20 protein-coding genes are annotated in these 22,895 nt (G+C 61.7%); 12 read left to right on the forward strand and 8 right to left on the reverse strand.

Annotated elements, in window-relative coordinates:
* Positions 1-361: 361 nt before the first annotated feature.
* From ABIE33_RS28480 to ABIE33_RS28490, 3 genes are all read right to left on the reverse strand, one after another.
* Positions 362-1,090, reverse strand: a complete 729-nt coding sequence (locus tag ABIE33_RS28480; RefSeq protein ID WP_429131305.1) for a hypothetical protein — start codon at positions 1,088-1,090, stop codon at positions 362-364.
* A 189-nt stretch (positions 1,091-1,279) separates the two neighbouring features.
* Positions 1,280-2,320, reverse strand: coding sequence for a hypothetical protein (locus ABIE33_RS28485; RefSeq protein WP_429131306.1), 1,041 nt, complete (start codon positions 2,318-2,320; stop codon positions 1,280-1,282).
* Positions 2,321-2,679: 359 nt separating this feature from the next.
* Positions 2,680-3,348, reverse strand: coding sequence for an NUDIX hydrolase (locus tag ABIE33_RS28490; protein ID WP_429131308.1), 669 nt, complete (start codon positions 3,346-3,348; stop codon positions 2,680-2,682).
* Positions 3,349-4,137: 789 nt separating this feature from the next.
* On the opposite strand from ABIE33_RS28490, the gene ABIE33_RS28495 reads away from it, so the two are divergent.
* Positions 4,138-5,169 carry a trans-3-hydroxy-L-proline dehydratase gene (locus ABIE33_RS28495; RefSeq protein WP_429131310.1) on the forward strand — a complete coding sequence of 344 codons (1,032 nt, stop codon included), beginning with the start codon at positions 4,138-4,140 and terminating at the stop codon, positions 5,167-5,169.
* A gap of 113 nt (positions 5,170-5,282) precedes the next feature.
* Here the strand turns inward: ABIE33_RS28495 and ABIE33_RS28500 are convergent, their stop codons facing one another.
* A complete protein-coding gene (locus ABIE33_RS28500; protein ID WP_429131312.1) occupies positions 5,283-5,903 on the reverse strand; it encodes a helix-turn-helix domain-containing protein in 621 nt (206 codons plus the stop codon).
* A gap of 230 nt (positions 5,904-6,133) precedes the next feature.
* Between ABIE33_RS28500 and ABIE33_RS28505 the strand changes: the two genes are divergently transcribed.
* From ABIE33_RS28505 to rbsK, 11 genes are all read left to right on the forward strand, one after another.
* Entirely contained in the window at positions 6,134-7,711 is a 1,578-nt protein-coding gene (locus ABIE33_RS28505) for an ABC transporter substrate-binding protein (protein ID WP_429131314.1), read from the forward strand.
* A 65-nt stretch (positions 7,712-7,776) separates the two neighbouring features.
* Positions 7,777-8,718, forward strand: coding sequence for an ABC transporter permease (locus tag ABIE33_RS28510; protein WP_429131316.1), 942 nt, complete (start codon positions 7,777-7,779; stop codon positions 8,716-8,718).
* Positions 8,715-9,584 (forward strand): ABC transporter permease, encoded by an 870-nt coding sequence (locus ABIE33_RS28515; protein WP_429131318.1) that lies wholly within the window; start codon positions 8,715-8,717, stop codon positions 9,582-9,584. Before ABIE33_RS28510 ends, ABIE33_RS28515 begins: the two co-directional genes overlap by 4 nt.
* A gap of 1 nt (position 9,585) precedes the next feature.
* On the forward strand, positions 9,586-10,599 hold the full coding sequence (locus tag ABIE33_RS28520) for an ABC transporter ATP-binding protein (RefSeq protein WP_429131320.1): 1,014 nt from the start codon (positions 9,586-9,588) through the stop codon (positions 10,597-10,599).
* Complete coding sequence (locus tag ABIE33_RS28525; protein ID WP_429131322.1) at positions 10,596-11,609, forward strand: ABC transporter ATP-binding protein; 1,014 nt, start codon at positions 10,596-10,598, stop codon at positions 11,607-11,609. The genes ABIE33_RS28520 and ABIE33_RS28525 overlap by 4 nt, the downstream gene beginning before the upstream one ends.
* 28 nt (positions 11,610-11,637) lie before the next feature.
* Positions 11,638-13,440: an aminopeptidase P family protein gene (locus tag ABIE33_RS28530; RefSeq protein WP_429131324.1), complete on the forward strand. Its 1,803-nt coding sequence runs from the start codon at positions 11,638-11,640 to the stop codon at positions 13,438-13,440.
* A gap of 226 nt (positions 13,441-13,666) precedes the next feature.
* Positions 13,667-14,398 (forward strand): DeoR family transcriptional regulator, encoded by a 732-nt coding sequence (locus ABIE33_RS28535; RefSeq protein ID WP_429131326.1) that lies wholly within the window; start codon positions 13,667-13,669, stop codon positions 14,396-14,398.
* A 177-nt stretch (positions 14,399-14,575) separates the two neighbouring features.
* Positions 14,576-15,589: a deoxyribose-phosphate aldolase gene (gene deoC, locus ABIE33_RS28540; RefSeq protein ID WP_429131328.1), complete on the forward strand. Its 1,014-nt coding sequence runs from the start codon at positions 14,576-14,578 to the stop codon at positions 15,587-15,589.
* Positions 15,590-15,594: 5 nt separating this feature from the next.
* Positions 15,595-17,979 (forward strand): aldehyde dehydrogenase family protein, encoded by a 2,385-nt coding sequence (locus tag ABIE33_RS28545; protein WP_429131330.1) that lies wholly within the window; start codon positions 15,595-15,597, stop codon positions 17,977-17,979.
* A gap of 153 nt (positions 17,980-18,132) precedes the next feature.
* Positions 18,133-18,588: an RbsD/FucU family protein gene (locus ABIE33_RS28550; protein WP_429131331.1), complete on the forward strand. Its 456-nt coding sequence runs from the start codon at positions 18,133-18,135 to the stop codon at positions 18,586-18,588.
* Between the two features lie 122 nt (positions 18,589-18,710).
* Positions 18,711-19,643: a ribokinase gene (gene rbsK, locus ABIE33_RS28555; protein ID WP_429131333.1), complete on the forward strand. Its 933-nt coding sequence runs from the start codon at positions 18,711-18,713 to the stop codon at positions 19,641-19,643.
* A gap of 243 nt (positions 19,644-19,886) precedes the next feature.
* Here the strand turns inward: rbsK and ABIE33_RS28560 are convergent, their stop codons facing one another.
* The 4 genes from ABIE33_RS28560 to ABIE33_RS28575 are packed head-to-tail and all read right to left on the reverse strand — an operon-like array spanning position 19,887 to position 22,890.
* Complete coding sequence (locus ABIE33_RS28560) at positions 19,887-20,393, reverse strand: GAF domain-containing protein (protein ID WP_429131335.1); 507 nt, start codon at positions 20,391-20,393, stop codon at positions 19,887-19,889.
* 21 nt (positions 20,394-20,414) lie between these two features.
* Positions 20,415-21,155, reverse strand: a complete 741-nt coding sequence (locus ABIE33_RS28565; protein ID WP_429131337.1) for an ABC transporter ATP-binding protein — start codon at positions 21,153-21,155, stop codon at positions 20,415-20,417.
* Positions 21,152-21,985, reverse strand: coding sequence for an ABC transporter ATP-binding protein (locus ABIE33_RS28570; protein WP_429131339.1), 834 nt, complete (start codon positions 21,983-21,985; stop codon positions 21,152-21,154). The genes ABIE33_RS28565 and ABIE33_RS28570 overlap by 4 nt, the downstream gene beginning before the upstream one ends.
* Positions 21,985-22,890 (reverse strand): ABC transporter permease, encoded by a 906-nt coding sequence (locus ABIE33_RS28575; RefSeq protein ID WP_053249024.1) that lies wholly within the window; start codon positions 22,888-22,890, stop codon positions 21,985-21,987. The genes ABIE33_RS28570 and ABIE33_RS28575 overlap by 1 nt, the downstream gene beginning before the upstream one ends.
* Positions 22,891-22,895: the final 5 nt, after the last annotated feature.

The raw sequence follows: 22,895 nt of genomic DNA on the forward strand, positions 1-22,895 counted from the left end.
CCAATATGGGCATCGGCGGCATCACGCCCGCACAGAAACTGAAAATCGCCGCGTGAATTCTACCGCGGAGCCCCGTTGAAAACGGGGGGATTACCACCGCTGCGCGTGTACAGGACTGACATGTCGTAGAAAGGGAGAAACGACCACGCGAAAAAGTTCGTCGGATCGGAGCGTGCGGGTGGCACAGCATCAACTACGTTGTTTTCCCACTGGTAGAATTGTCTTTCGGGGAACTGCTGGGAGACGCATGTCAACGTATCCAGGCATCTTCTCTGGAAATCCCAAAGGAGACGATATGCGTGACGGACGTCGACGAGAGACGCTGACAAGGTGCGTTCATCGAGGGACATGGGCGTGACTTTCACTTGAAATTTCTGAGCGAGGCGCTCGCGATCGGGTTCCAGGGGCGGGCTTGATAGGGCATGTCGCCCAGAAGCCGGAGGTGTTGGTAGCCGGCTAGACCGAGGGCGGTTACAATGTCGTCGACAATCCTGCCCGCTGAACGGCCCATTGGTTTCGCTCGTTCTTCCTCAATGGCGGTCAAGAGGCGGTCCCAGCCGGCCGCCACCACTTCGATTTCGTGCCCTAACGCAGAGATCTCTTTGGCGATTTTGTCCACGGTAGCCTCGACATTCTTGCCCAGGCCTCCGATGGCGGCGAGAACGACTTTGTTTCCGTCGTCGCCATTGGCTTCCCGGTATGCCGTCCATTGTCGAACCCATTGGTCGGCATATTGAGTAGGATAGGTGCCGAACTTCGCTTCCACGATCAGCTTCATGGAAATTGCGGGATCGCCAAGCTTGAAGTCAAGGAACGCGTCCGGTTCAACCGTACCGTCCGTCTCCCCGCTTTCAAGCCAAGTCGGCCAAAACGTGATTTCAGACAGCTCGGCCACGCGAAAATCAGGCAGCCCGGGACCAAAAGTTCGCCTCAGAATCCGCCACAAGACAGCGCCGTCGAGATAGGCGAGGCGACTGAAAACTGAGGCAGTCAGAAGATCTTCCGACATGCGGAAGGCCGCCCGCCAACTGATCGGTTCGTTTTCAGACTGGAGCCGGCCGGCTTTTCTGCCGGCAACCGCGTGTAGCATTGATTCTCCCGGAATGGTTGTCGACACCACTGGTGGGATAAATGCAAACCGAACGCAAGCGGTGCTCGTGGTTTTGCCGGATGTCCATCTCCGCCTTGGTCCGCACCATTATCCGCCTGGTCAGTTTCAACTAGACACACTCGTGACTAGGCAGACGCGCGCAGACATATTGACTTGGATCGACCTGAACTAACCAACTGTTGGCGATGTGGTATCTGTCTTTGGAATCGTATCACCGTGAGTTGCCGTGGTAGAGTCTGTCGCTGTTTGCCCCGTCGCTTGTGCGCTGCCTTTCGTCGACTCGACAACTGCGAGGGAAGGCACCGTCGTCGATTCATTAAACGGTTGAGGCGAGGCGGCCGTTGACGGGTTAGAGCTCGGCTTTGCAGCAGACGCCGGATCCTCTTTTCCCGAAGGAAGCGTCGCGGCGGGCGGCGATAGGAGGCTAATCCAGATCGAGACCACCGCTCCGAAGATCGAGGAGCCTATGATCGTGGTTACGTTCGCAATCGCATCATGGTGTTTCGACGCCAGTTTCAGTTCCGAACTGGCAATCGCGCCGGGACGGCGGTTTGTCGGAGTTGTCGGACGACTTCTCCACGAGTATATGGTTGCGATATCATCTCCGACATCCACGGTCGAAGGAATGGCGGAGATGACGTCGAACTTGTGCGAAGGGGACCTGACCCTCACGGTGACGGGGAACTCGCATTCAGATGTTGGCTTGGTTATGCCCTGCGAAACCGCGCGACTACATCTGCCAGTCTGAACCGTCGCGATCATCTTGACATGGAGACGACCGAAGCCGGCGTTCCAGCTTCCCAGAGGAAAGATCGCCGTCTCCACCGTCTGTGCTGCTTTTGCTATCCGCACCACATAGGGAAACTCTCCCTCGAGTTCCTTTGCGTCCTTTGCCAAATGATAACCGAGCGGAAGGAGCGGGGATGGCGATTGAAAGGTGACCTTCACATCAGGTTCAAAGTCGCACCCGGAGGGTTTCGAGTGAACCTGTTCCGCTATCAGCCTCAGCTCGTTGGGCGACTCCACGAGATTGGTTTCGAGGGTTAGGAAAGCGAGCTTGTCGCATGGATCGTATGCCGACAGGATTATCTGCGGTTCGGGATCCAGGTAGTCCTGGGATTCGAATAGGCCGAAACCATCGTTCACAAAGAGTACGGCACCCAGCGATGCCGCCCCGCAGGCTGCCAAGGCAATCCACCTCCAGACCACGATCGTGTTCCTTTTTGAAGGGCGCGGACATTGGAAATCGAGAAATGTAGAGCGACTTTCCAGGATTGTATGGAAACCGCGAGGCAGCGCAAGATCGGCTGGTCGGCGATCATCCGAAACACCAGTGCATCAGCGCGGCGATAATGTGCCACTCGAGGCCGAACTGAAAGCTTGCTTACTCAACTTTTCGTAGAGAACGCAATGGATTCTTAGGGAGTCCTGAATAATCGCCGAGACCCTTCGCGGCGATCAGCACCGCGATGCCCCCATCGACAGTCACGTCAGGATGGCCTGGCTCACGCCAAGCCACGGTGTACGATGTATCTCGCAATCGATGTCCGCCGGCGGGTTAACCAGAGTCAGATCTTGATATCGATCGTGTTCGCCCCTGGCCGAATCCGAAAGTGCTCGGTCTGCTTTGTAGCGCCAGGCGAGGTCTTGAAACCGGTCGAGGAAAGAATGTCGTTGTCTATGACTTTCCTGCGGAAGTTCTGGCCGAAAGAATAGGTCGAAGTCACCGTTGAATACACCCTGTTCAACTGCGGGATCGTGAACTCCTCGTCAAGCAGGTAGGCTGGAAGGATCGACCATGCTCCCTTGCTACGAAGGCGCGATACGGCGACGTCAATTATCCGGTTTTGATCGAACGGCAGCACTGGTAGGTCGTCGACTGACACCAAGCTCAGGCGATCTGCAGCCGGCTCGGTGGCGGCCAGCTTGGTGTGGGCAACCAGCGCTAAATACGCGACTCTGATGGACGGCCACCGCGGGTCGGGCTTCTCTGTGTCCCGACCGGAAAACGTGAAAAGCTGCTCGAAGTACACGTCGTCGAGGCCAGTGCTGGCGAGTAGCTCACGCTGAACGACTGTTTCGAGGTCTATGTCTTCGTCGCCGTCTAAAAGCCTGCCCAAGAGAGCAAGGGCGCCGGTGTCTCCCTTTAGCGGTGCCAGAGCGACATGCAGACGTTCGTCCTTGAGGGTTAGGAGGACGGTGTCCACACTCACTTTCACTTTGCCGGGAGCCGTCATCAATTCAATTCCAAATAGGTTGGGGAGGGATCATTCCTACGAGCAGCCAACCGGATGCTGGCATGGGGTGTGTTTGGTCAGTGGGACGTATCCCATGGCTCTCCGATCCGACTTGCTCGGGTCTGCAAAAAGGAGACGCTCGAAACAGTTGCCGGAACCGTGAATCGAGTTAGGCCTCAATTTCTAAGGAAGGGTGAACATTGCTTTGAGGTCTCTTCGTGTCGGTCTCTGAGATGATCACCTGACGTCTGGTATTCGTCTGATGGCACAACGCTAGGCGCGGCAATGACGCCGAGCGGAAAGCCCTGGTGGCCTCCTCGGATTGGTCGATGCGTGGCCTCCGATGCGTCGGATCTAATCAGCCACTGCTTGCTCCATCCGACACCCACGAACTCCGTACGGCCCGCCCCATAGGGTAATCGGCTATGCGCTGGGTGCCCTTTCATGCCAATCCGGTCCGCATTTAGGCTAACAATCGCGCGCTAGACTAAAAGCCAACGATTGCCGGTGTTTGGGCGCCGGTTTGGCCGTTGGGCCATTTGAGAGTTCGCTTTGCAGCAGAAAAGGTTGCCGAGCGGCAGAGTTCGTTGCTTTCAGCACTCGTGGCTTTCCTCAAAGTTCCGTATATTTCAGATTGTATATTGGATCCAATCTTTCTATGACTGTTGCCACGTCGGCTGTCAGCGGCCCTTTGGCCACCGAGAGAGAGCCGTTCTCCTGAGTGTCGACGTGCAGATATCAAGGCATGGCATGTGGATGCGGTCCCCATGCACCGCATGGAGGCGAGAGATGCGCAGCAGCAAGGTCATTCATATTGTTTCCTGCCACGCGGAGGGCGAAGTCGGCGATGTTATCGTCGGCGGCGTCGCACCGCCACCGGGCAAGACGTTGTGGGAGCAACGACGCTTTATCGCCGAGAATCAGACCCTGCGCAATTTCGTGCTCAACGAGCCGCGCGGCGGCGTCTTCCGTCACATTAACCTCCTGGTGCCGCCAAAGGATCCACGCGCGACCATGGGCTTCATCATCATGGAGCCGGAGGACACGCCGCCGATGTCCGGTTCGAACTCGATCTGCGTTTCGACCGTGCTGCTCGACAGCGGCATCGTGCCGATGCAGGAGCCGGAGACGAGAATGGTGCTGGAAGCGCCCGGCGGACTGGTCGATGTCGTGGCCACCTGCCGCAACGGCAAGGCAGAGCGCATCACGGTGACCAACGTCCCGTCCTTTGCCGGTAAGCTTGACGCCAAACTCGAGGTGGAAGGGCTCGGCACGCTCACCGTCGACACCGCCTATGGCGGCGACAGTTTTGTCATCACCGACGCTCGCGCGCTCGGCTTCTCAGTGACGCCGGATGAAGCGCGCGAGCTTGCCGAGACCGGCATCAAGATCACGCGGGCAGCCAACGCGCAACTCGGCTTCGCCCATCCCGAAAACCCGGAATGGGCTCACATCTCGTTTTGCCAGCTGACGCTGCCGGTGGAAGAGCGCGACGGGGTCCTGCACGGTCGCAACACGGTGGTGATCCAGCCGGCCAAGCTCGACCGGTCGCCGACCGGCACCGGCTGCTCGGCGCGCATGGCCGTGCTGCACGCGCGCGGGCAAATCAAGGTCGGCCAGCGTTTTGTCGGTCACTCTATCATCGATTCGACCTTCGATTGCCGTATCGTCGGCGAGACGACGGTTGGCGGCCGCCCGGCGATCGTTCCGGAAATTTCCGGCCGCGCTTGGGTCACCGGCACGCACCAGGTGATGCTCGATCCGGCCGATCCTTGGCCGGCCGGCTACCGGCTGGCCGATACCTGGCCGCGCAAACAATAGAGCATTTCCAGGAAAAGTGCGGAGCGGTTCTCCGCGGGAAAATGCGTAAAAGCATGGAGATAGAGCGTTTCTGCGGGCCCGCCCAGACCGGAAACGCTCTACGGCGCCAGAGCCTATTCCTCGGCTATGATGCGGGTGGTGCCGACCCAGAGTTCACGGGCCGACCCCGCGCCGATATTGCGGGCGCGGTGCGGCAGGGACGAGGGGAAGTGCAGGGTGTCGCCGGCCTTCAGGACATATTCCTTGCCGTCGATTTCGTAGAGCATTTCACCTTCGATCAGATAGAGAAAATCCTCACCCTCATGGCTGGTCAGCTCGGAGGCGTAGCCGGCTGGCATGTGGGTGATGCAGCCATTGAGCTGGGCGCCGGGAAAGCCGCGCTCGAGCAGTTCATAGACGCGCTCCTTCGTCTCGACATTGTAGCCGCGGCGTTCGCCAGCGTGAGACACCATGGAATGGGCGTGCTGCGGCGGCTGCGACAGGAACGTATCGACGCTGGTGCCGAGCGCATTGGCGACATTGTAGAGCGAGATCAGCGAAGGGGTCGAAATGCCTCTTTCGATCTGGCTGATGAAGCCCTCCGTGAGGCCGGCTTCCCGCGCGACCTGCTTCATCGTCTTGCCGATTTCCTTACGGCGGGCGCGCAGCATCTGGCCGATCGATGCGGTCGCAGGCAGGTCGGTGTGGGGGGCGCCGGCGTCTGCCACTGGCGCCTCGTCGGTATCGAGAGGCATGGTTTTCTTTCCGCTTGACTCGCGTCTGCTGTTGTACTTTAGTCCAGCTAAAGTCGGTTATGCAAGCTGATCAACTCCGCTTGTGACCGCTTTAAAAAGGGGAACAACAAGAATGCCTTCGTCGCAATCCGGACGCAAAGGAAAACGTTCGGAAAAATTGGATCCAATATCCAATTAGCGCGAGGCGTCGAACCGACGTTCGCCGGTCGATCAAACAGGAGGAGTGAGAGATGAAACGTTTGTTGCCGATCTTACTGGGTGCGGCGCTTGGTCTGGCTGCGGCCACGTCCGCGCTCGCCATCGAGCGTGGCGGCGCGATGACCTTCGCGCGCTACGACGATTCCACCGTCATCGATCCGGTCTATGCCGATCGCAACCCGGATCTCTGGATGGTCACCGGCCTATACGAAACGCTGCTGCGCAATGGGCCGGACGGTTCGATCGTGCCGGGGCTGGCCGAGGGTTACGACGTCGCGGCCGACGGGCTCTCGATCAAGCTTAAGCTGCGTGACGGTCTGAAGTTCTCCGACGGGTCGGCCCTGACGGGTGCCGATGTGGTGTTCTCGCTCGACCGTGCCCGCAATCCCGAGCTTGGCCCCTGGGCGGGTCTGCTTGGCGCCGTCGACAAGGTTTCCGCCGACGGCAAACAGGTGACATTGACGCTCAAGAACCCGGATCCGACCATCGTCTCTATTCTTGCAACGTTCAACACCGGCATCATGCCGCAAGCAGCCTTCGAGAAGGCGACCGGAGCCAACGACCAGGAGAAGGCGCGTGCCTTCTTCGAGGCTGGGCCGGTGACGTCAGGTCCGTTCACGATGAAGAGCCGCGTGCAGGGCTCGAGCATGACCTTCGCACGCAATCCGAACTACTGGCGTCCTGGTACGGACGGGCAGCCGCTGCCCTATCTCGACCAGGTCGATTTCGTCATCATCCCTGACGATGCGACCCGCATCCTCAAGCTTCAGGCTGGTGAAGTCGATGCGGCGGAGTTCATTCCATTCGCGCGCGTTGGCGAACTTGGCGCCGATCCGGCGCTGAAGATGGAGCTCTTTCCCTCGACCCGCATCGTCTATGCGCCGATCAATACGCGCGAGACCCGTAAGGACGGCTCCAAGAACCCGCTTGCCGACGTCAAGGTGCGCCAGGCGCTGAACTACGCCACCGACAAGAACGTGCTGATCAAGCTCGTCACTTTCGATACCGGCAAGCCGATGACGTCGTTGATGTCGGCCGCCACCCAGCTCCATTACGGGCCTGAGCCGCTCTACCCCTACAACCCCGAAAAGGCCAAGCAACTGCTTGACGAAGCCGGCCTCGGCGGCGGCTTCGAGGTGAAGTTCACCACGCTTGCCGGCAGCGCCGACGATGCGACCTTGTTCACGGCCCTGCAGCAGATGTGGTCGCCGCTCGGCGTCAACCTCAAGGTGGAACAGGTCGACAATCCGACGCGCGGCGAGAAGAACCGCTCCGGCGACTTCGACATCCACACCTATGGATGGGCTAACGACGTCAACGATCCGGCACAGGTTACCGGCTGGCTCGGCTACTACAAACAGCGCCAGGCAGTGGGCACCGGCTGGAACAACGAACAATTCAACACGCTATTCGAAGCGTCCAACGTCGAGGTCGATCCGGCCAAGCGCAAGGACGAATACAAAAAGATGCAGGAGATCTACGCCGAGGGCGCGCCGCTGCTCTTCCTGTTCGAAACCCCCTTTGCGGTCGCCGTCTCGAAGTCGATCGAGGGCTATGTGCAGACGCCACTCGGTGCGAACGATTTCTCCGAGGCCTGGCGGGCCAAGTGACAACGGCCTGATTTCAGGATGTCGGGTGGCGAGCGCTGCCCGACATCGCTCACAAGGTTCAATCCATGCCCTCGTTATCCTATCTTCTGGCGCGGCTGTTGCAGATCATCCCGACCTTTCTGCTGGTCATGATCTTCATCTTCCTGCTTGTCCGGCTGCTGCCCGGCGACCCGGCGATTGCCATGGCAGAGGCCAAGGCAACGGACGCGCAACTCGAGCAGATCCGCCACAATCTCGGCCTCGACCAGCCGCTGCCGATCCAGTTTCTCGTGTTCGTCAAGAACACGCTGACCGGCGATCTCGGGCGTTCGATCATGCTGAAAGCGCCGGTAACCGAGATCATCCTCGATCGCTTGCCGACCACGGTCTTCCTGGCGCTCTATTCCGTTCTGCTGGCCATCTGTCTCGCAGGGCCACTGGCGTTCCTTGCCGCCTCGCGGGTCAATCGTCCCGTTGACGTCGCAATCCGCAGCGTCTTTCAGGTCGGGCTGTCCATGCCGGTCTTTTACATCGGCTTGGTGCTGTTGACGGTTCTTGCAGCCCAGCTGCGCTGGTTTCCCGTCGGCGGCTACGGCACGGGCTTCCTCGACAATCTTCATCATCTGATCCTGCCGGCGCTCAGCGTCGCGCTCTATACGTCGGCCATCATCCTGCGCAATCTCAGGGCCTCACTGATCGAGGTGCTCGATGCCGACTACGTTCAGTTCGCGCGCGCCAAGGGGCTTTCGCGGCGCATCGTCATGACGCGGCATGTGCTGCGCAACGCGCTGGTCTCGACAGTGACGCTGCTCGGCCTTTCCATCGGCAACCTGATGAGCGGAACGCTGGTCACCGAGACCGTCTTTGCCGTTCCGGGCGTCGGCCGACTGATGCTGGAGGCGATCTTCGCCCGTGATTACCCACTGATCCAGGGGCTGACCCTCACCTTCGCCGTTCTGGTTTCCGTCGTCTTCCTGCTGACGGACATCGTGCAATCCTGGCTCGATCCGAGGCTTCGTCAGTCATGAGCATCGTCGTGCAATCTCCCATCCGGAAGGCGGGCCGCGTGCGCGCCTTCCTTGGCCGGGCCTTCTCGCGGCCGTCCTTCGTCATCGGCTTTGCCATCCTCGCGCTGTCGATGGCGCTGGCGCTGTTTCCTGGGGTGCTCGCCCCCTACGATCCGCTTGCCTTCGACCTGAGTGCGATCCAGCAGGGGCCGAGCCTCGCCCATCCCTTCGGCACCGACAATTTCGGGCGCGACGTGCTTTCGCGCGTCATCTGGGCCTATCGCGTCGACATGCAGATGGCGTTCTTCGCGACGATCTTCGCGCTTCTGATCGGGGTGACGGTCGGGGCCCTCGTCGGCTATTACGGCGGCATCGCCGATACCATCTTCGGCCGCTGCGTCGATGCGATCATCACCTTTCCCTTTCTCGTGCTGGTCATCGCCATTGTCGCAGTTCTCGGCCCCGGCCTCGTCAACATGTATGTGGCGATCACGGCCGTGAACTGGGTCTACTATGCTCGTCTGACCCGCGCGGAGATCATGACGCAAAAGGCCAATGACTATGCCGCGGCCGGCCGCGTGCTCGGCTATTCCGACCGGCGCATCATCTTCCGGCATCTGCTCCCCAACGCGACCTCGCCGATCATCGTCTACTGGATGACCGACATGGCGCTCGCCATTCTTCTCGGCTCTTCGCTCGGTTATCTCGGCCTGGGCGCCCAGCCGCCGGCGGCTGAATGGGGCGTGCTGATCGCCGAAGGCCGCAACTTCCTGCTGACGGCCTGGTGGATGAGCCTGATGCCCGGCATCGCGATCGTGCTCACCGGCCTTGGCTTCAGCCTTGTCGGCGATGCGCTCGCCGATCTGCTTCGACCGAAGGGGCGCTGACATGAGCCAACTTGAGAAAGAAACGGTTCTGGATGTCCGGCACCTGCGCACGGAGTTCGGCCTGCCGGAGCGACCTCTTGTTGCCGTCGACGATGTTTCGTTTCAGGTGCGGACCGGGGAAATCCTGGGACTTGTCGGCGAATCCGGTTCGGGCAAGAGCATCACCTTGCGCTCGATCCTCGGCATCGTGCGGCCGCGCGGTCGCGTCAGTGGCGAAATCCTCTGGAATGGGCGGAACCTCGTGCCGCTTGATGAAGCCGCTTTGCGACGGGTGCGCGGACGCGAGATCGCGATGATCTTTCAGGAGCCGATGTCGTCGCTCAACCCGCTCCTGACCGTCGGCTTGCAGATCTCGGAAAACCTCGCTGCTCATACCGAGCTGGACGCGAAGGCACGGAAAGCCCGCGCGATCGAACTGCTCGACATGGTCGGCATTCCCGCGGCGCGCAACAGGCTCGGCGACTATCCGCACGAGTTTTCGGGCGGCATGCGGCAGCGGGTGATGATCGCCATCGCCCTTGCCTCCAACCCGAAACTGCTCCTGGCCGACGAGCCGACGACGGCGCTTGATGTGACCATCCAGGACCAGATCCTGCGACTCATTCAGGGGCTCAGCCGCGACCTCGGCATGGCCGTGATCCTCGTGACACACGACATGGGCGTGGTGGCGGAAACCTGCGACCGGGTGGCGGTGATGTATGGCGGGCGAATGTGCGAAACGGGACCAACGGCTGATGTTATCGGCGACGCCCGGCATCCCTATTCCCTTGGGCTTCTGCGCTCCATTCCGCGCGACGTCGCACCGCGCACGCCGCTCTATTCCATCCCCGGTGCGCCGCCGTCCTTGGACGCCTTACCGGCCGGCTGTGCGTTTACGGCCCGCTGTCCCGTGGCTGGCCCGGAATGTCGGGATGTTCGCCCGAGCCTTGAAGCTGCCGGACGACAGCGTCAGGTCGCCTGCCATCACCGCGAGGAAGCACTCGCCCATTTCAGCGCGCGGGAGGCGGCGCAATGAGCCAATCAACGCATCAGGCGGCCACGCCGCTGCTTTCCATTCGCGATCTTTTCATGCGGTTTGAAAAGCGTCGTTCTCTGTCGGACACGCTTGCCGGCCGGCCGCGGCAGGTTGTCTCGGCATTGAACGGTGTCGACCTCGATGTGATGCCGGCCGAAACGCTCGGCATCGTCGGCGAGTCCGGTTGCGGCAAGTCGACGCTTGCGCGCTGTATCGCCGGCCTGCACCGGCCGACATCGGGCGATATCCGCTTCGAGGGCGAGAGTGTCATCGACCTCAAGGGCGCCAGGAGACGCGGCTACAACAAGCGCGTCCAGATGATGTTCCAGGATCCCTATACGTCGCTCAATCCGCGCATGACGGTGCGCGACACGCTGCGGGAGGCGATCACGGTCCATCGCATGCGCGAGGGCGCGAGTATCGAACGCCGTGTCGATGAACTGCTTGACCTGGTGCGATTGCCTGATGGTGCCGCCGACAAGTACCCGCACGAGTTTTCCGGCGGTCAGCGCCAGCGCATCGGCATCGCGCGGGCACTTTCGTTGGAGCCGACCTGCCTTGTCGCCGATGAGCTGGTTTCCGCGCTCGACGTCTCCGTGCAGGCGCAGGTCGTCAATCTGCTGCTCGAGTTGCAGGACAATTTGGGCCTGACGGTGCTTTTCGTTGCCCATGACCTCAGGCTAGTACGGCATGTCTCGCACCGCGTCGCGGTGATCTATCTCGGTGCCATCGTCGAGATAGGGCCGTCGGAGGCGCTTTTTTCAAAGCCGATGCACCCGTATTCGCAAGCCCTGCTGGCGGCCGCCCCTTCGCTTGATCCGACTGAGCGGCGTAGAGCGCCGGCGCTCTCCGGCGAGTTGCCGAGCCCGCTCGACATTCCACCGGGCTGCCCCTTTCACATTCGCTGCCCGCACGCCACCGCGCTTTGCCGACAGGAGAAACCGACACTGCGGCCGGTTGGCCACGGCATGGCCGCCTGTCACTTCGCCGAGACGATCGGCGACGCGTGAAGACCACTATCCAATAGGGAAAGACGACATGACATCGAACGACAGGCCGGGCGTTTCCAGCCGGATCGAGGCCCTGCGCCGCAAACTCGACGAGCAGGGGCTGGACGGCTACGTCGTCCCACGGTTCGACGAACATCAGGGCGAGTATTGTGCGCCCCATGACAACAGGCTCGCATTCGTGACCGGGTTCACCGGATCGGCTGGCGTCGCAATCGTCATGCGCGACCGCGCGGCAATCTTCGTCGACGGCCGCTATCAGGTGCAGGTTCGCCAGGAGATCGACCTCGGCAGCTTCGCCATTGAGCATTTCTACGACGCACCTCTCAAGGACTGGCTGCGGAAGAACCTGCGCAAGGGAGAACGCGTCGGCTTCAATTCGATGCTGCTGCCGTCGACCTGGGACGTCGATTGCGGCCAATCCGTTGTCGCAGCCGGCGCCGAGTGGATTGCCGTGACGGATGATCTCGTCGACGCGATCTGGGCGGACCAGCCCGAACGGCCGCTTGGCAATGTGATTGCCCTGTCACGCGACTATGCCGGGGAAAGCGTCGCCGACAAGAAGCGCCGCATTGGCCAGCTGCTGGCAGAGCAGGGCGCCGATGTGTTGATCGAGGCGCAGCCAGACAACATCGCCTGGTTCCTGAACGTCCGCGGGCGCGACGTGGCTTTCAACCCGATGCCGCAATCCTTCATGATCGCCGACAGGGACGGCCGCGTCGAATGGCTCGTCGACCACCGCAAGCTGCCAAACGATCTCACGGACTTCGAGCTTGACGGCGTGACGATGTCCGGGCCGGATGTGCTTCTCGACCGCGTCCGGACGGCTGCCGCGGGACGAGTGGCGCTCGTCGATCCCGGCTTTGCCCCTTCGGCGGTCGCCCACGCGACGCGGGAGGCCGGCGGCACCGTCCACCTTTTGCGCAGCCCGATCACGCTTGCCAAGATGCTGAAGAACCCCGTGGAATTGTCGGGCTTCCGCGATTGCCATCGCCATGATGGTGCGGCCTGGATCAGGTTCTTCGCGTGGCTGGAGACCAATGCGGCCAAGCGGGAGGAGGAAGGGCGTCCGGTGACCGAGCTCGAGGCTGAGGATCGGATCCTCGCCTTCCGGCAGATGGAGGAAACCTTCGTCGAGCCGAGCTTCCGGTCTATCTCGGCGGCCGCCGGCCATGCGGCCATGTGCCATTATGCGGCGAGCGCCAAGAGCAATGCGCCAATCACCTCGCATGGCGTCTATCTGCTCGATTCCGGTGGGCAGTATTTCACCGGCACGACGGATGCGACGCGCACGACGGCGATCGGGCCGGTCTGCGATGAAATCCGGCGCGCCTATACGGCGGTCCTGAAGGGACTCATCTCCATGGTCTCGCTCAAATTTCCGAAGGGGACCTACGGCCATCACCTCGACGCCTTCGCGCGCCGACCGCTTTGGGACCTCGGGCTCGACTACGATCACGGCACCGGCCATGGCGTCGGTCATTTCCTGTCGGTGCACGAGCAGCCGCAACGCTTCGACCGGCGTGTCAACGAGATCGAATTGCGACCGGGCATGGTGACGACCATAGAGCCTGGCTATTACAAGGCCGGAGAATACGGCATCCGCATAGAGAACCAGGTGGAAGTGATCGACGACGGCGACGGCTTCATGAGCTTCCGCAGCCTGACGCTGGTGCCGATCGATCTGCGGCTCGCGGACATCAATCTGCTGAGCGAAACCGAGAGGCAGTGGATCGACGCCTATCATTGGCGGGTTGCCAAGACCATGAACAGGGTACTCGATCCGGAGACGGCAGCGTGGTTGGCAGCGCGTACCGCGCCGATCGGCGGCTAGCCGAATGAATAGCGGCGGCGGGCTTCAATGACTTATCGTCGTCGCCGTTTTCAAAGCGAAGATTCTGGACGGCGGAGGCTTGCGCTGCAGTCTTTGCCGTCTGCCTTTTCTGTGGCTGTGAAGTTACTTGCGGAATGACGACGTTTTGTGATATTTATCACAAATGATGTTCGGCCATCTCTGCTGTGATGTTTTGGCGCGAACGACCGGACATACGGAAACGCTCATGGCCAGCCGCAAGACAGCCCGTATCATTCAACTCGCCGACGCGCTCTCCGGCCGCCGCGTCCTTCATCTGCGCGATGCCGCAGCCCTGCTCGGGGTTTCCGAGATGACGATCCGGCGCGATGTCGCTGATAATCCGGGGCAATTCACCTTCCTCGGCGGCCACATCGTGCCATCAGGCGAAATCGATGGCGGTATGCCTTATGAGCTGGCGCGCGAAGCCGACAGCCATGCCGCAGCAAAGCGCGAGGCCTGTGTCCATGCAGCGCAGCACATCCGCCCGGACGAAACCATCTTTATCGATTGCGGAACGACGCTCGAATATCTGGTCGATCTCATCCCCGAAAATTATGCAATTACTGCAGTATGTTACTCGTTGAATGTGGCGGACAGGCTGACCCGAAAACCCAATGTCCGCATCGTCATGCTCGGTGGTGTCTATCATCCGGCCTCGGCGTCGTTCTCTGGGAATTCGGGGCTCGACACGCTCGATTCGCTGGGGATCAATGTTGCCTTTCTCTCTGCCGCGGGCGTGGATCCGGGGCGCGGTGCAACCTGTGTGCATTTTCACGAGGTGGCAGTGAAGCAGAAAGTGATCTCGCTCGCCCGCGAAAGCCATCTCGTCGTCGATCTGAGCAAGATCGGCAAACTGAAGCCTGCCTTCTTTGCGCCGATGAATGTCTTTCGTTCGGTGATCACCGAAGACGGCGACACGCGCATTCCAGCGATCTGAGCCTCGCCAAAAAATGGTACGATTCCATCGGAATGCGATGGGTCGCTTGACACTTTCGGTTTCTGGTGGAATGCTAACAAAAATGCGATAGAAAAATAACAAAACGAGAATCGCCGTCGAAGTGGGTAACAGCCGTGGTATCGTGCTGCGATGTCAGGGAGTTCGAGGAGCAATCGCTTGGAAGACCTTGCTATGAAGACTGTGGCCGCGAAAACGGTGCCAGCTGTGGCCTCCGGCCACAACTGGCCGCGCAACGATGGCATGGAGCTTGATCTCGGCTGGGTCGTCGATCAGCGCGTCAATCTTTCGGCTGCCGAACGGCGCGTTTCTACACTGCCTGGTCGGCGGACGGTGAAGAGGGATGCGCAGGCCGCCTGGCTGTTAAAGGCCGTGACCTGCATCGACCTGACGACGCTCAACGGCGACGACACGACGGAACGCGTCAAGCGGCTCTGCGCCAAGGCGCGCCAGCCGGTTCGCCAGGACATTCTCGATGCACTTGGCATGGGCAACCGCGGTATCACCACCGGCGCCGTCTGCGTTTATCACCGCTTCGTTTCGACCGCAGTCGAGGCGCTTGATGGCTCGGGCATTCCGGTCGCCGCCGTCTCCACCGGCTTTCCCGCCGGTCTCATCCCACACGATGTCAAGCTGCGCGAGATCGAGGCTTCGGTCGCCGATGGCGCCAAGGAGATCGACATCGTCATCACCCGTGAGCATGTGCTTACCGGCAATTGGCAGGCGCTCTATGACGAGATGCGCGATTTTCGCGCCGCCTGCGGCGATGCGCATGTCAAGGCGATCCTGGCGACCGGCGACCTCAAGACGCTGCGCAACGTTGCCCGTGCTTCGCTCGTCTGCATGATGGCGGGCGCCGACTTCATCAAGACGTCCACCGGCAAGGAAGGTGTCAACGCCACCCTTTTGGTGACGCTGGTGATGCTGCGCATGATCCGCGCCTACCAGGAGCGCACCGGCATCAAGGTTGGCTACAAGCCTGCGGGCGGCATTTCGGCCGCCAAGGATATCCTCAACTACCAGTTCCTGATGAAGGACGAACTCGGTCGCGAGTGGCTGGAGCCGGATCTTTTTCGCGTCGGCGCATCGAGCCTGCTCGGCGATATCGAACGCCAGCTGGAACATCACGTGACCGGCGCCTACTCGGCCCTCAACCGACACCCGATTGGATGATCCCGATGACAGTCGCAAGGTATTTTGACGAAATGTCCTATGGTCCCGCACCGGAAGCCGACGCCGAGGCCCGCCAGTGGCTGGCGCGCCACAAGGGTGAGTTCGGCCACTTCATCAACGGCGCTTTTGTTGCATCGTCTTCCGGCAAGACCTTCGAGAGCCATGAGCCCGCGACCGGTGCGCTATTGGCGAAGCTCGCCCTTGGCAGCGCCAAGGACGTGGATGACGCGGTCACTGCCGCTCGAAAGGCGCAAGGTGCCTGGGCCAAGCTGCCGGGCCACGCCCGTGCCCGCCACCTCTATGCCCTTGCCCGCATGATCCAGCGCCATGCGCGCCTGATCGCGGTGGTCGAAGCGATCGACAACGGCAAGCCGATCCGCGAGACACGCGATATCGACATTCCGCTGGCTGCGCGTCACTTCTACCATCATGCCGGCTGGGCGCAGTTGCAGGAGACCGAGTTTGCCGATCAGGTGCCGGTTGGCGTCGTCGGCCAGGTCATTCCGTGGAATTTTCCGTTCCTGATGCTCGCCTGGAAGGTCGCTCCGGCGCTGGCGCTGGGCAACACCGTCATCCTCAAGCCGGCCGAGTTCACGCCGCTGACGGCCTTGCTCTTTGCGGAGCTCGCCGCTGCCGCAGGGCTGCCTGCGGGTGTACTGAACGTTGTGACCGGCGAGGGCGAAACCGGTGCGCTGATCGTCGAGCATGCGGATATCGACAAGATCGCCTTTACCGGCTCGACGGAAGTCGGTCGCCTGATCCGGGAAAAGACGGCGGGCACCGGAAAATCGCTGACGCTCGAACTCGGCGGCAAGTCGCCGTTCATCGTCTTCGACGATGCCGATATCGATGGCGCCGTTGAGGGCGTGGTGGACGCGATCTGGTTCAACCAGGGTCAGGTCTGCTGCGCCGGTTCCCGGCTGCTGGTGCAGGAAGGCATTGCTCCGCTCTTTTACGAGCGCTTGACGCGGCGCATGCAAACCTTGCGTGTCGGCCATCCGCTCGACAAGGCGATCGACATGGCAGCGATCGTCGCGCCGGTGCAGTTGCAACGCATCGAGAGCCTGGTTGCCAAGGGTGTCGCCGAAGGCGCGAAGCTCCACCAGCCGAAGATCGAGCTGCCGAAGGGTGGCAGCTTCTATCCGCCGACCCTGCTCACCAATGTGCAGCCGACGTCGGTCGTCGCGACCGAGGAGATCTTCGGTCCGGTCGCCGTGTCGATGACCTTCCGCACGCCGGAAGAGGCGATCCAGCTCGCCAACCATTCGCGCTACGGTCTGGCCGCAAGCGTCTGGAGCGAAACGATCGGCCTGGCGCTTAACGTCGCAGCAAAGCTTGCCGCCGGCGTCGTCTGGGTCAACGCCACCAATCTCTTCGATGCGGCTGCCGGTTTCGGCGGCAAGCGTGAATCCGGCTTCGGTCGCGAGGGCGGCCGCGAAGGTTGCTACGAGTATTTGAAGCCCAAGGCCTGGGTGGGGCGCAAGCTGCGTGCAGCACCGGCAGAGCCGGTGTTGAAGCCGGCGTCCGGCGATTTCTCGGCTCCGTCGCTCGATCGCACCGCCAAGCTATTCATCGGCGGCAAGCAGGCGCGTCCGGATGGCAACTATTCGCGCCCAGTTCTGTCGCCGAAGGGCAAGGTGATTGGCGAGGTCGGCGAGGGTAACCGCAAGGATATCCGCAACGCCGTGGTTGCCGCGCACGCCGCTTCCGGCTGGACGTCGGCGACATCGCACAATCGTGCGCAGATCCTCTATTACATCGCCGAAAACCTCAGCGGTCGGGCGGATGAGTTTGCAGACCGCATCGTCGCGATGACCGGCGCATCGGGAGCCAACGCAAAGGCAGAGGTCGAGGCTTCGATATCCAGGCTCTTCACCTACGGCGCCTGGGCCGACAAGTACGAGGGCGTGGTCCATCAGCCGCCGCTGCGGGGCGTGGCACTCGCCATGCCCGAAGCGATCGGTGTGGTGGGTGTCGTCTGCCCGACGGAAGCGCCGCTGCTCGGCTTCATCAGCCTCGTCGCGCCGCTGATCGCCACCGGCAACCGCGTCGTCGCGGTTCCAAGTGAACAGCACCCGCTGGCCGCGACCGACTTCTACTCGATCCTCGAGACGTCGGATGTTCCGGCCGGGGTCATCAACATCGTCACCGGTTCGGCGATGGAACTGGCAAAGACGCTGGCGAGCCACAACGATGTCGATGCCCTCTGGGCCTTCGGCACACAGGAACTGTCGACGGTGGTCGAAAAGCTTTCGGCCGGGAACCTGAAGCGCACATTCGTCGACTATGGCAAGGCGACCGATTGGTTCGATCGCTCGGCGGCGGAAGGGCAAGCCTATCTGCGCCGTGCCACCGACGTCAAAAACATCTGGATCCCTTACGGCGAGTAAGAGATCCACATCTCGGGGCGGGGGAGCCGGCCCGAGAGTGCGACTGTCTGCGGAGTTGCAACGGAAGATTGGGAGTGCGTGGTGCCGGCTCGGCGTCACGTGGTTGCGCGTCACTCGGGAGCATGCGAGCGGGCGCCTGGAGGAGGAATGTCCATGCTGAAAAATCTCGACCCGGCCCTCAATGCGGATGTGTTGCACGCATTGCGCTCTATGGGGCACGGTGACACGCTGGTCATTTCCGATACCAACTTTCCGTCCGATGCGATCGCCCGGCAGACCACGCTCGGCAAGCTCTTGCACATCGACAACGTCTCCGCCGCCCGTGCCGTGAAGGCGGTTCTGTCGGTGCTGCCGCTCGATACGCCGCTGCAGCCATCGGCAGGCCGCATGGAGATCATGGGTGCGCCGAGCGAAATTGCCGATGTGCAGCGAGAGGTCCAAGCCGAAATCGACCGTGCCGAGGGCAAGTCTGCGCCAATGTACGGCATCGAACGCTTCGCCTTTTACGAGGAAGCCAAGAAGGCCTATTGCGTCATCACCACAGGTGAGACGCGCTTTTATGGCTGCTTCCTGTTTACCAAGGGCGTCATTCCGCCTGAAACGGCCTAGCTGACCCAAAGTCAGCCTGCGCAGGATCCGCTTGAGCAGGTCGTCATAACGTCTTGAAGTCGTGAAAATTTATCTGGATCCCCGCTCCGGTATTCGCGGCGGTGCGACCGGTGGAGGCAGAAATGAAGGTTGGTGTTTCGATCCTCGGGATCTTCGTGGCCGATACGGCCTATCTGGCACGGCGCATGCCGGTTGTCGGCGAAACGATTACCGGCAGCGGCTTCTCGGTTGGGCCGGGCGGCAAGGGGTCGAACCAGGCCGTCGCGGCGGTACGCGCGGGCAGTCCGGTGTCCTTCATTTCCAAGATCGGACGTGACACCTTCGGTGACATGGCGCTTCGCACCTATGCCGAGGCAGGCGTGACACCGAAGATCGTCCAGATGGACGACCTGCCGACGGGGGCAGCCTTCATCTACGTCAACGACCAGAATGGCGAGAACGCCATCATCGTCTATCCCGGTGCGGCCGGCTCGATCGGTATCGACGATGTCGAGGCAGCGCGGGAAACGATCGAAGCCTCGCGCATTTTCGTCACGCAACTCGAGCAGCCGGCGGCTGCCGCCCAGCGAGCGCTGGAAATCGCCCATGCGGCAGGTGTGGTCACAGTTTTCAATCCGGCGCCGGCAGAACCCTTCCCGGATGCCATCTATCCTCTTTGCGATTACATCGTGCCGAACGAAACCGAAGCGGCTGCGCTGGTCGGATTTGCGCTTGCCACGGCCGACGATGCGCGGCGGGCGGGCGACGCACTTCTGAAGAAGGGCGCAAAGTCTGCACTGATCACGCTGGGCGAAAGAGGCGTTCTTCTCCACAATCAGAGCCAATCCGTTTTCGTCCCGGCGATGGCGAGCGGCCCGGTGATCGACACGACCGGTGCGGGAGATGCCTTCGTCGGTGGGTTCTCGGCGGCCTTGGCGCGAGGGTTGGCGCCGGTCGAGGCGGCGCGTTTCGGTTGCGCGACGGCCGGGATCTCGGTTACCCGCCGCGGCACGGCGCCGGCGATGCCGACGCTTGCTGAAATCGAGGCGCTGCTTGGGCAAGGAGCGGAGGCCTGAACAGAGCCCGCATTCCTTGCGGCTCCCGACCATCTCCGGTTTGTTGTCGGCAACGGGGAAGGCCGTGGAATGGTGCAGGGTCGAAGAACGTCGGGATACCCCTCTTGATGGGGGGACGAAGGCTCAACGGCAGCAGGTTGGTTCGACGCGGGCGATTGGTTTCAGGCTCGTACGCCGCCGCCGACTTCAACTCATGTCCAGGGGAAATGGCCGAGGGCAAGCAATGCCCCCGGCCTCAAAGAATCAGTCTTTGGACAAGCGAGCGGCAGCAAGGAAGGCCAGCTTCGCCGGCAGTTCCAGGTGCTTCGAGAGCGCTACGCGCTCCGGCGTGTAATGATGCTCGACGTCAAGGCAGTTGACGGTTCCGAGCAGTTCGCCACCGACGACAACCGGGATATTGGCGACGGATCCGCAGCCGAGCGCCCAGATCGTTTCGTGGTCGCCGAACACCTTGGAGATGTCGACAATCGTATTGGCGACGAAAGTCTGGTGCGCCTTGTGCACGATATCGAACCAGCTGTCATAGCGGATCGGCTTGGTGCCGGAGGTCGGGTATTCCTCGGGGTGCGAGGTATAGGCGCGACGGGCAACTTCATTGACCATGTCGACGGTCATGATCGTGAAGAGCTTGGCGCCGATCACCTGGCGGCAAAGCGTCTGAAGCGCGCCCCATACGGCGTCCGCGTTGATATCCTTGGCAATCGCCGCGTCGAATTCAGCCAACGCAGCAGCGATCTGTTCACTGTTCATCATATGTCCTTGGAATGTTGATTAGTTCGCGTGCGCTGCGCTGATGTGCATCAGTTCGCGCGAATAGGAGTCCTTGAGGTCGCCGCGCTTGAGGTCGGCGACATCGGCCACCTCGACGATGCGGCCCTGCCGCATGACGGCGAGACGATCGCAGAGGAAGGAAACGACCGGAAGGTTGTGGGTGACCATGAGGAAGGTGAGGTTCTGTTCCTGCCGCAATCGCTTGAGCAGGTTCAGAATTTCCGCCTGCACCGAAACATCGAGCGCTGAGGTGGGCTCGTCGAGCAACAACACCTTCGGCTTCAGCATCAGCGCGCGCGCAATGGCAACGCGCTGGCGCTGGCCGCCGGAGAGCTGATGCGGAAAGCGGAAGCGGAATTTTCGGTCGAGGCCGACGGAGGACATCACCTCTTCGATGCGCGCACTGCGATCACCGATGCCGTGGATTGTCAGCGCTTCGCCGAGCGTGGCGTCGACGGTCTTGCGCGGATGCAGCGAGCCGTACGGGTCCTGGAACACCATCTGGCACTGGCGGGAGAAGGCGCGGTCGATGCCGTGGCTGCGCGGCTTGCCGAAGACGTTGATCTCGCCGGTCCACTCAGGCGCAAGGCCGGCGATCGCCTTCAGCACCGTCGACTTGCCGGAGCCGCTTTCGCCGACGAGGGCAAAGCTCTCACCATCGGCAATTTCGAGGTTGACGTCGTGCGTGATGTGCGCGTCGCCGTAGAAGATATCGAGGTTCTTCAGAGAAAGCGCCGTCATTTCTTTGCCCATGCGCTGCGGTCGAGCACGGGAAGCTCGTTCCGGGTTTCGTCGAGACGCGGGATCGAGGCGATGAGGCCGCGGGTATAAGGGTGCTTTGCGTTCATCAACTGGCCGGCCTTGCATTCCTCCACCACCTCGCCGGTGTTCATCACCAGGATGCGGTCGCAGTAGCTCGAAACGAGGTTGAGGTCGTGGCTGATGAAGATCAGGCCCATGCCCTTGCGCTTGACCAGTTCATCGATGATGTCGAGCACCTGGGCCTGCACCGAGACGTCGAGCGCCGACGTCGGCTCGTCGGCGATGAGAAGATCCGGTTCGGGGATCAGCATCATCGCGATCATCACCCGCTGGCCCATGCCGCCGGAAACTTCATGTGGGTAGAGCTTGGCGACGCGCTCCGGATCGGCGATCCGGACCGATTCCAGCATGGTCAGAACGCGGTTGTTCACCTCGCGGCGCGGCAGCCGCTGATGCGTCAGAAGCGCCTCGGCGATCTGTTCGCCGATCGTCATGACAGGGTTCAGCGAGAACTTCGGATCCTGCATCACCATCGAGATGCGGGCGCCGCGGATGGCACGCATCTGACGCTCGGAGCGCTTTAGCAGATCGATACCGTCGAAGGTCAGCTTGTCGGCCGTCACTCGCCCCGGTGCACGCACCAGTTTGAGGATCGAGCGGCCGGTCATCGACTTTCCCGAACCGCTTTCGCCGACGATGCCGAGGCGTTCGCGGCCGAGCGTGAAGGAGAGGCCACGGACGACCTCAAGGTCGCCGCGTGGAGTCGGGAAAGTGACGCGCAGGTTTTCGATTTCGAGAAGCGGGTTCATCAGCGTTGCTCCCCGCTCTTCGGGTCAAGCACGTCGCGCAGGCCGTCGCCGAGGAAGCAGAAACCGAGGCTGACGAGAATGATCGCAAAGCCGGGCATCGTTGCCACCCACCATTGGTCGAGAATGAAGGAGCGGCCGCGCGAGATCATCGCGCCCCATTCGGGCAGCGGCGGCTGGGCGCCAAGCCCGATGAAGCCGAGGCCGGCTGCCGTCAGGATGATGCCTGCCATATCGAGCGTGACACGCACGATCATGGACGAGGTGCAGAGCGGCAGAACGTGACCGAGGTTGACCCGGAGGCTCGATGCGCCGAGCAGGCGCACGGCCGAGATGAACTCGGAGTTTTTGAAGGTCAGCGTTTCGGCGCGAGCGACGCGGGCGTAGCCGGGCCACGAGGTAATGGCGATGGCGATGATCGCGTTTTCGATGCCCGGTCCAAGCGCCGCGACAAAGGCAAGCGCCAGGATCAGCTTGGGCAGCGACAGGAAAATGTCGGTGATGCCCATGAGGATGCGATCGACCCATCCGCCGAAATAGCCGGCGGCAACGCCGATGACCAGGCCGGCGGGTGCTGCAAGCACCGCGACCAGCGTCACGATCGCAAGGGTGATGCGTGCACCGTAGACGACGCGCGACCAGATATCCCGGCCGAGTTCATCGGTTCCCATCCAATGCGCAGCGCTTGGCGGCAGCAGTCGCTCGCCGAGCGCCTGGCGCAGCGGATCATGCGTCGCAATCCAGGGCGCGAACAGCGCAGTCAAGACGAGCACCAGGATGATGATCGCGCCGACCACGGCGAGCGGATTGTGCATCAGCGCGCCGAAAATCCTATAGAACCGGCCGAGGCGCGCTTGCATCGGCGAGGCGGGGCTGTCGTCGATCAGCCAGTCGCGAAGTGTTGTCATGTCCG

This window comes from Ensifer sp. 4252, assembly GCF_050434565.1.
In the GTDB taxonomy this organism is placed as follows: Bacteria; Pseudomonadota; Alphaproteobacteria; order Rhizobiales; family Rhizobiaceae; genus Ensifer.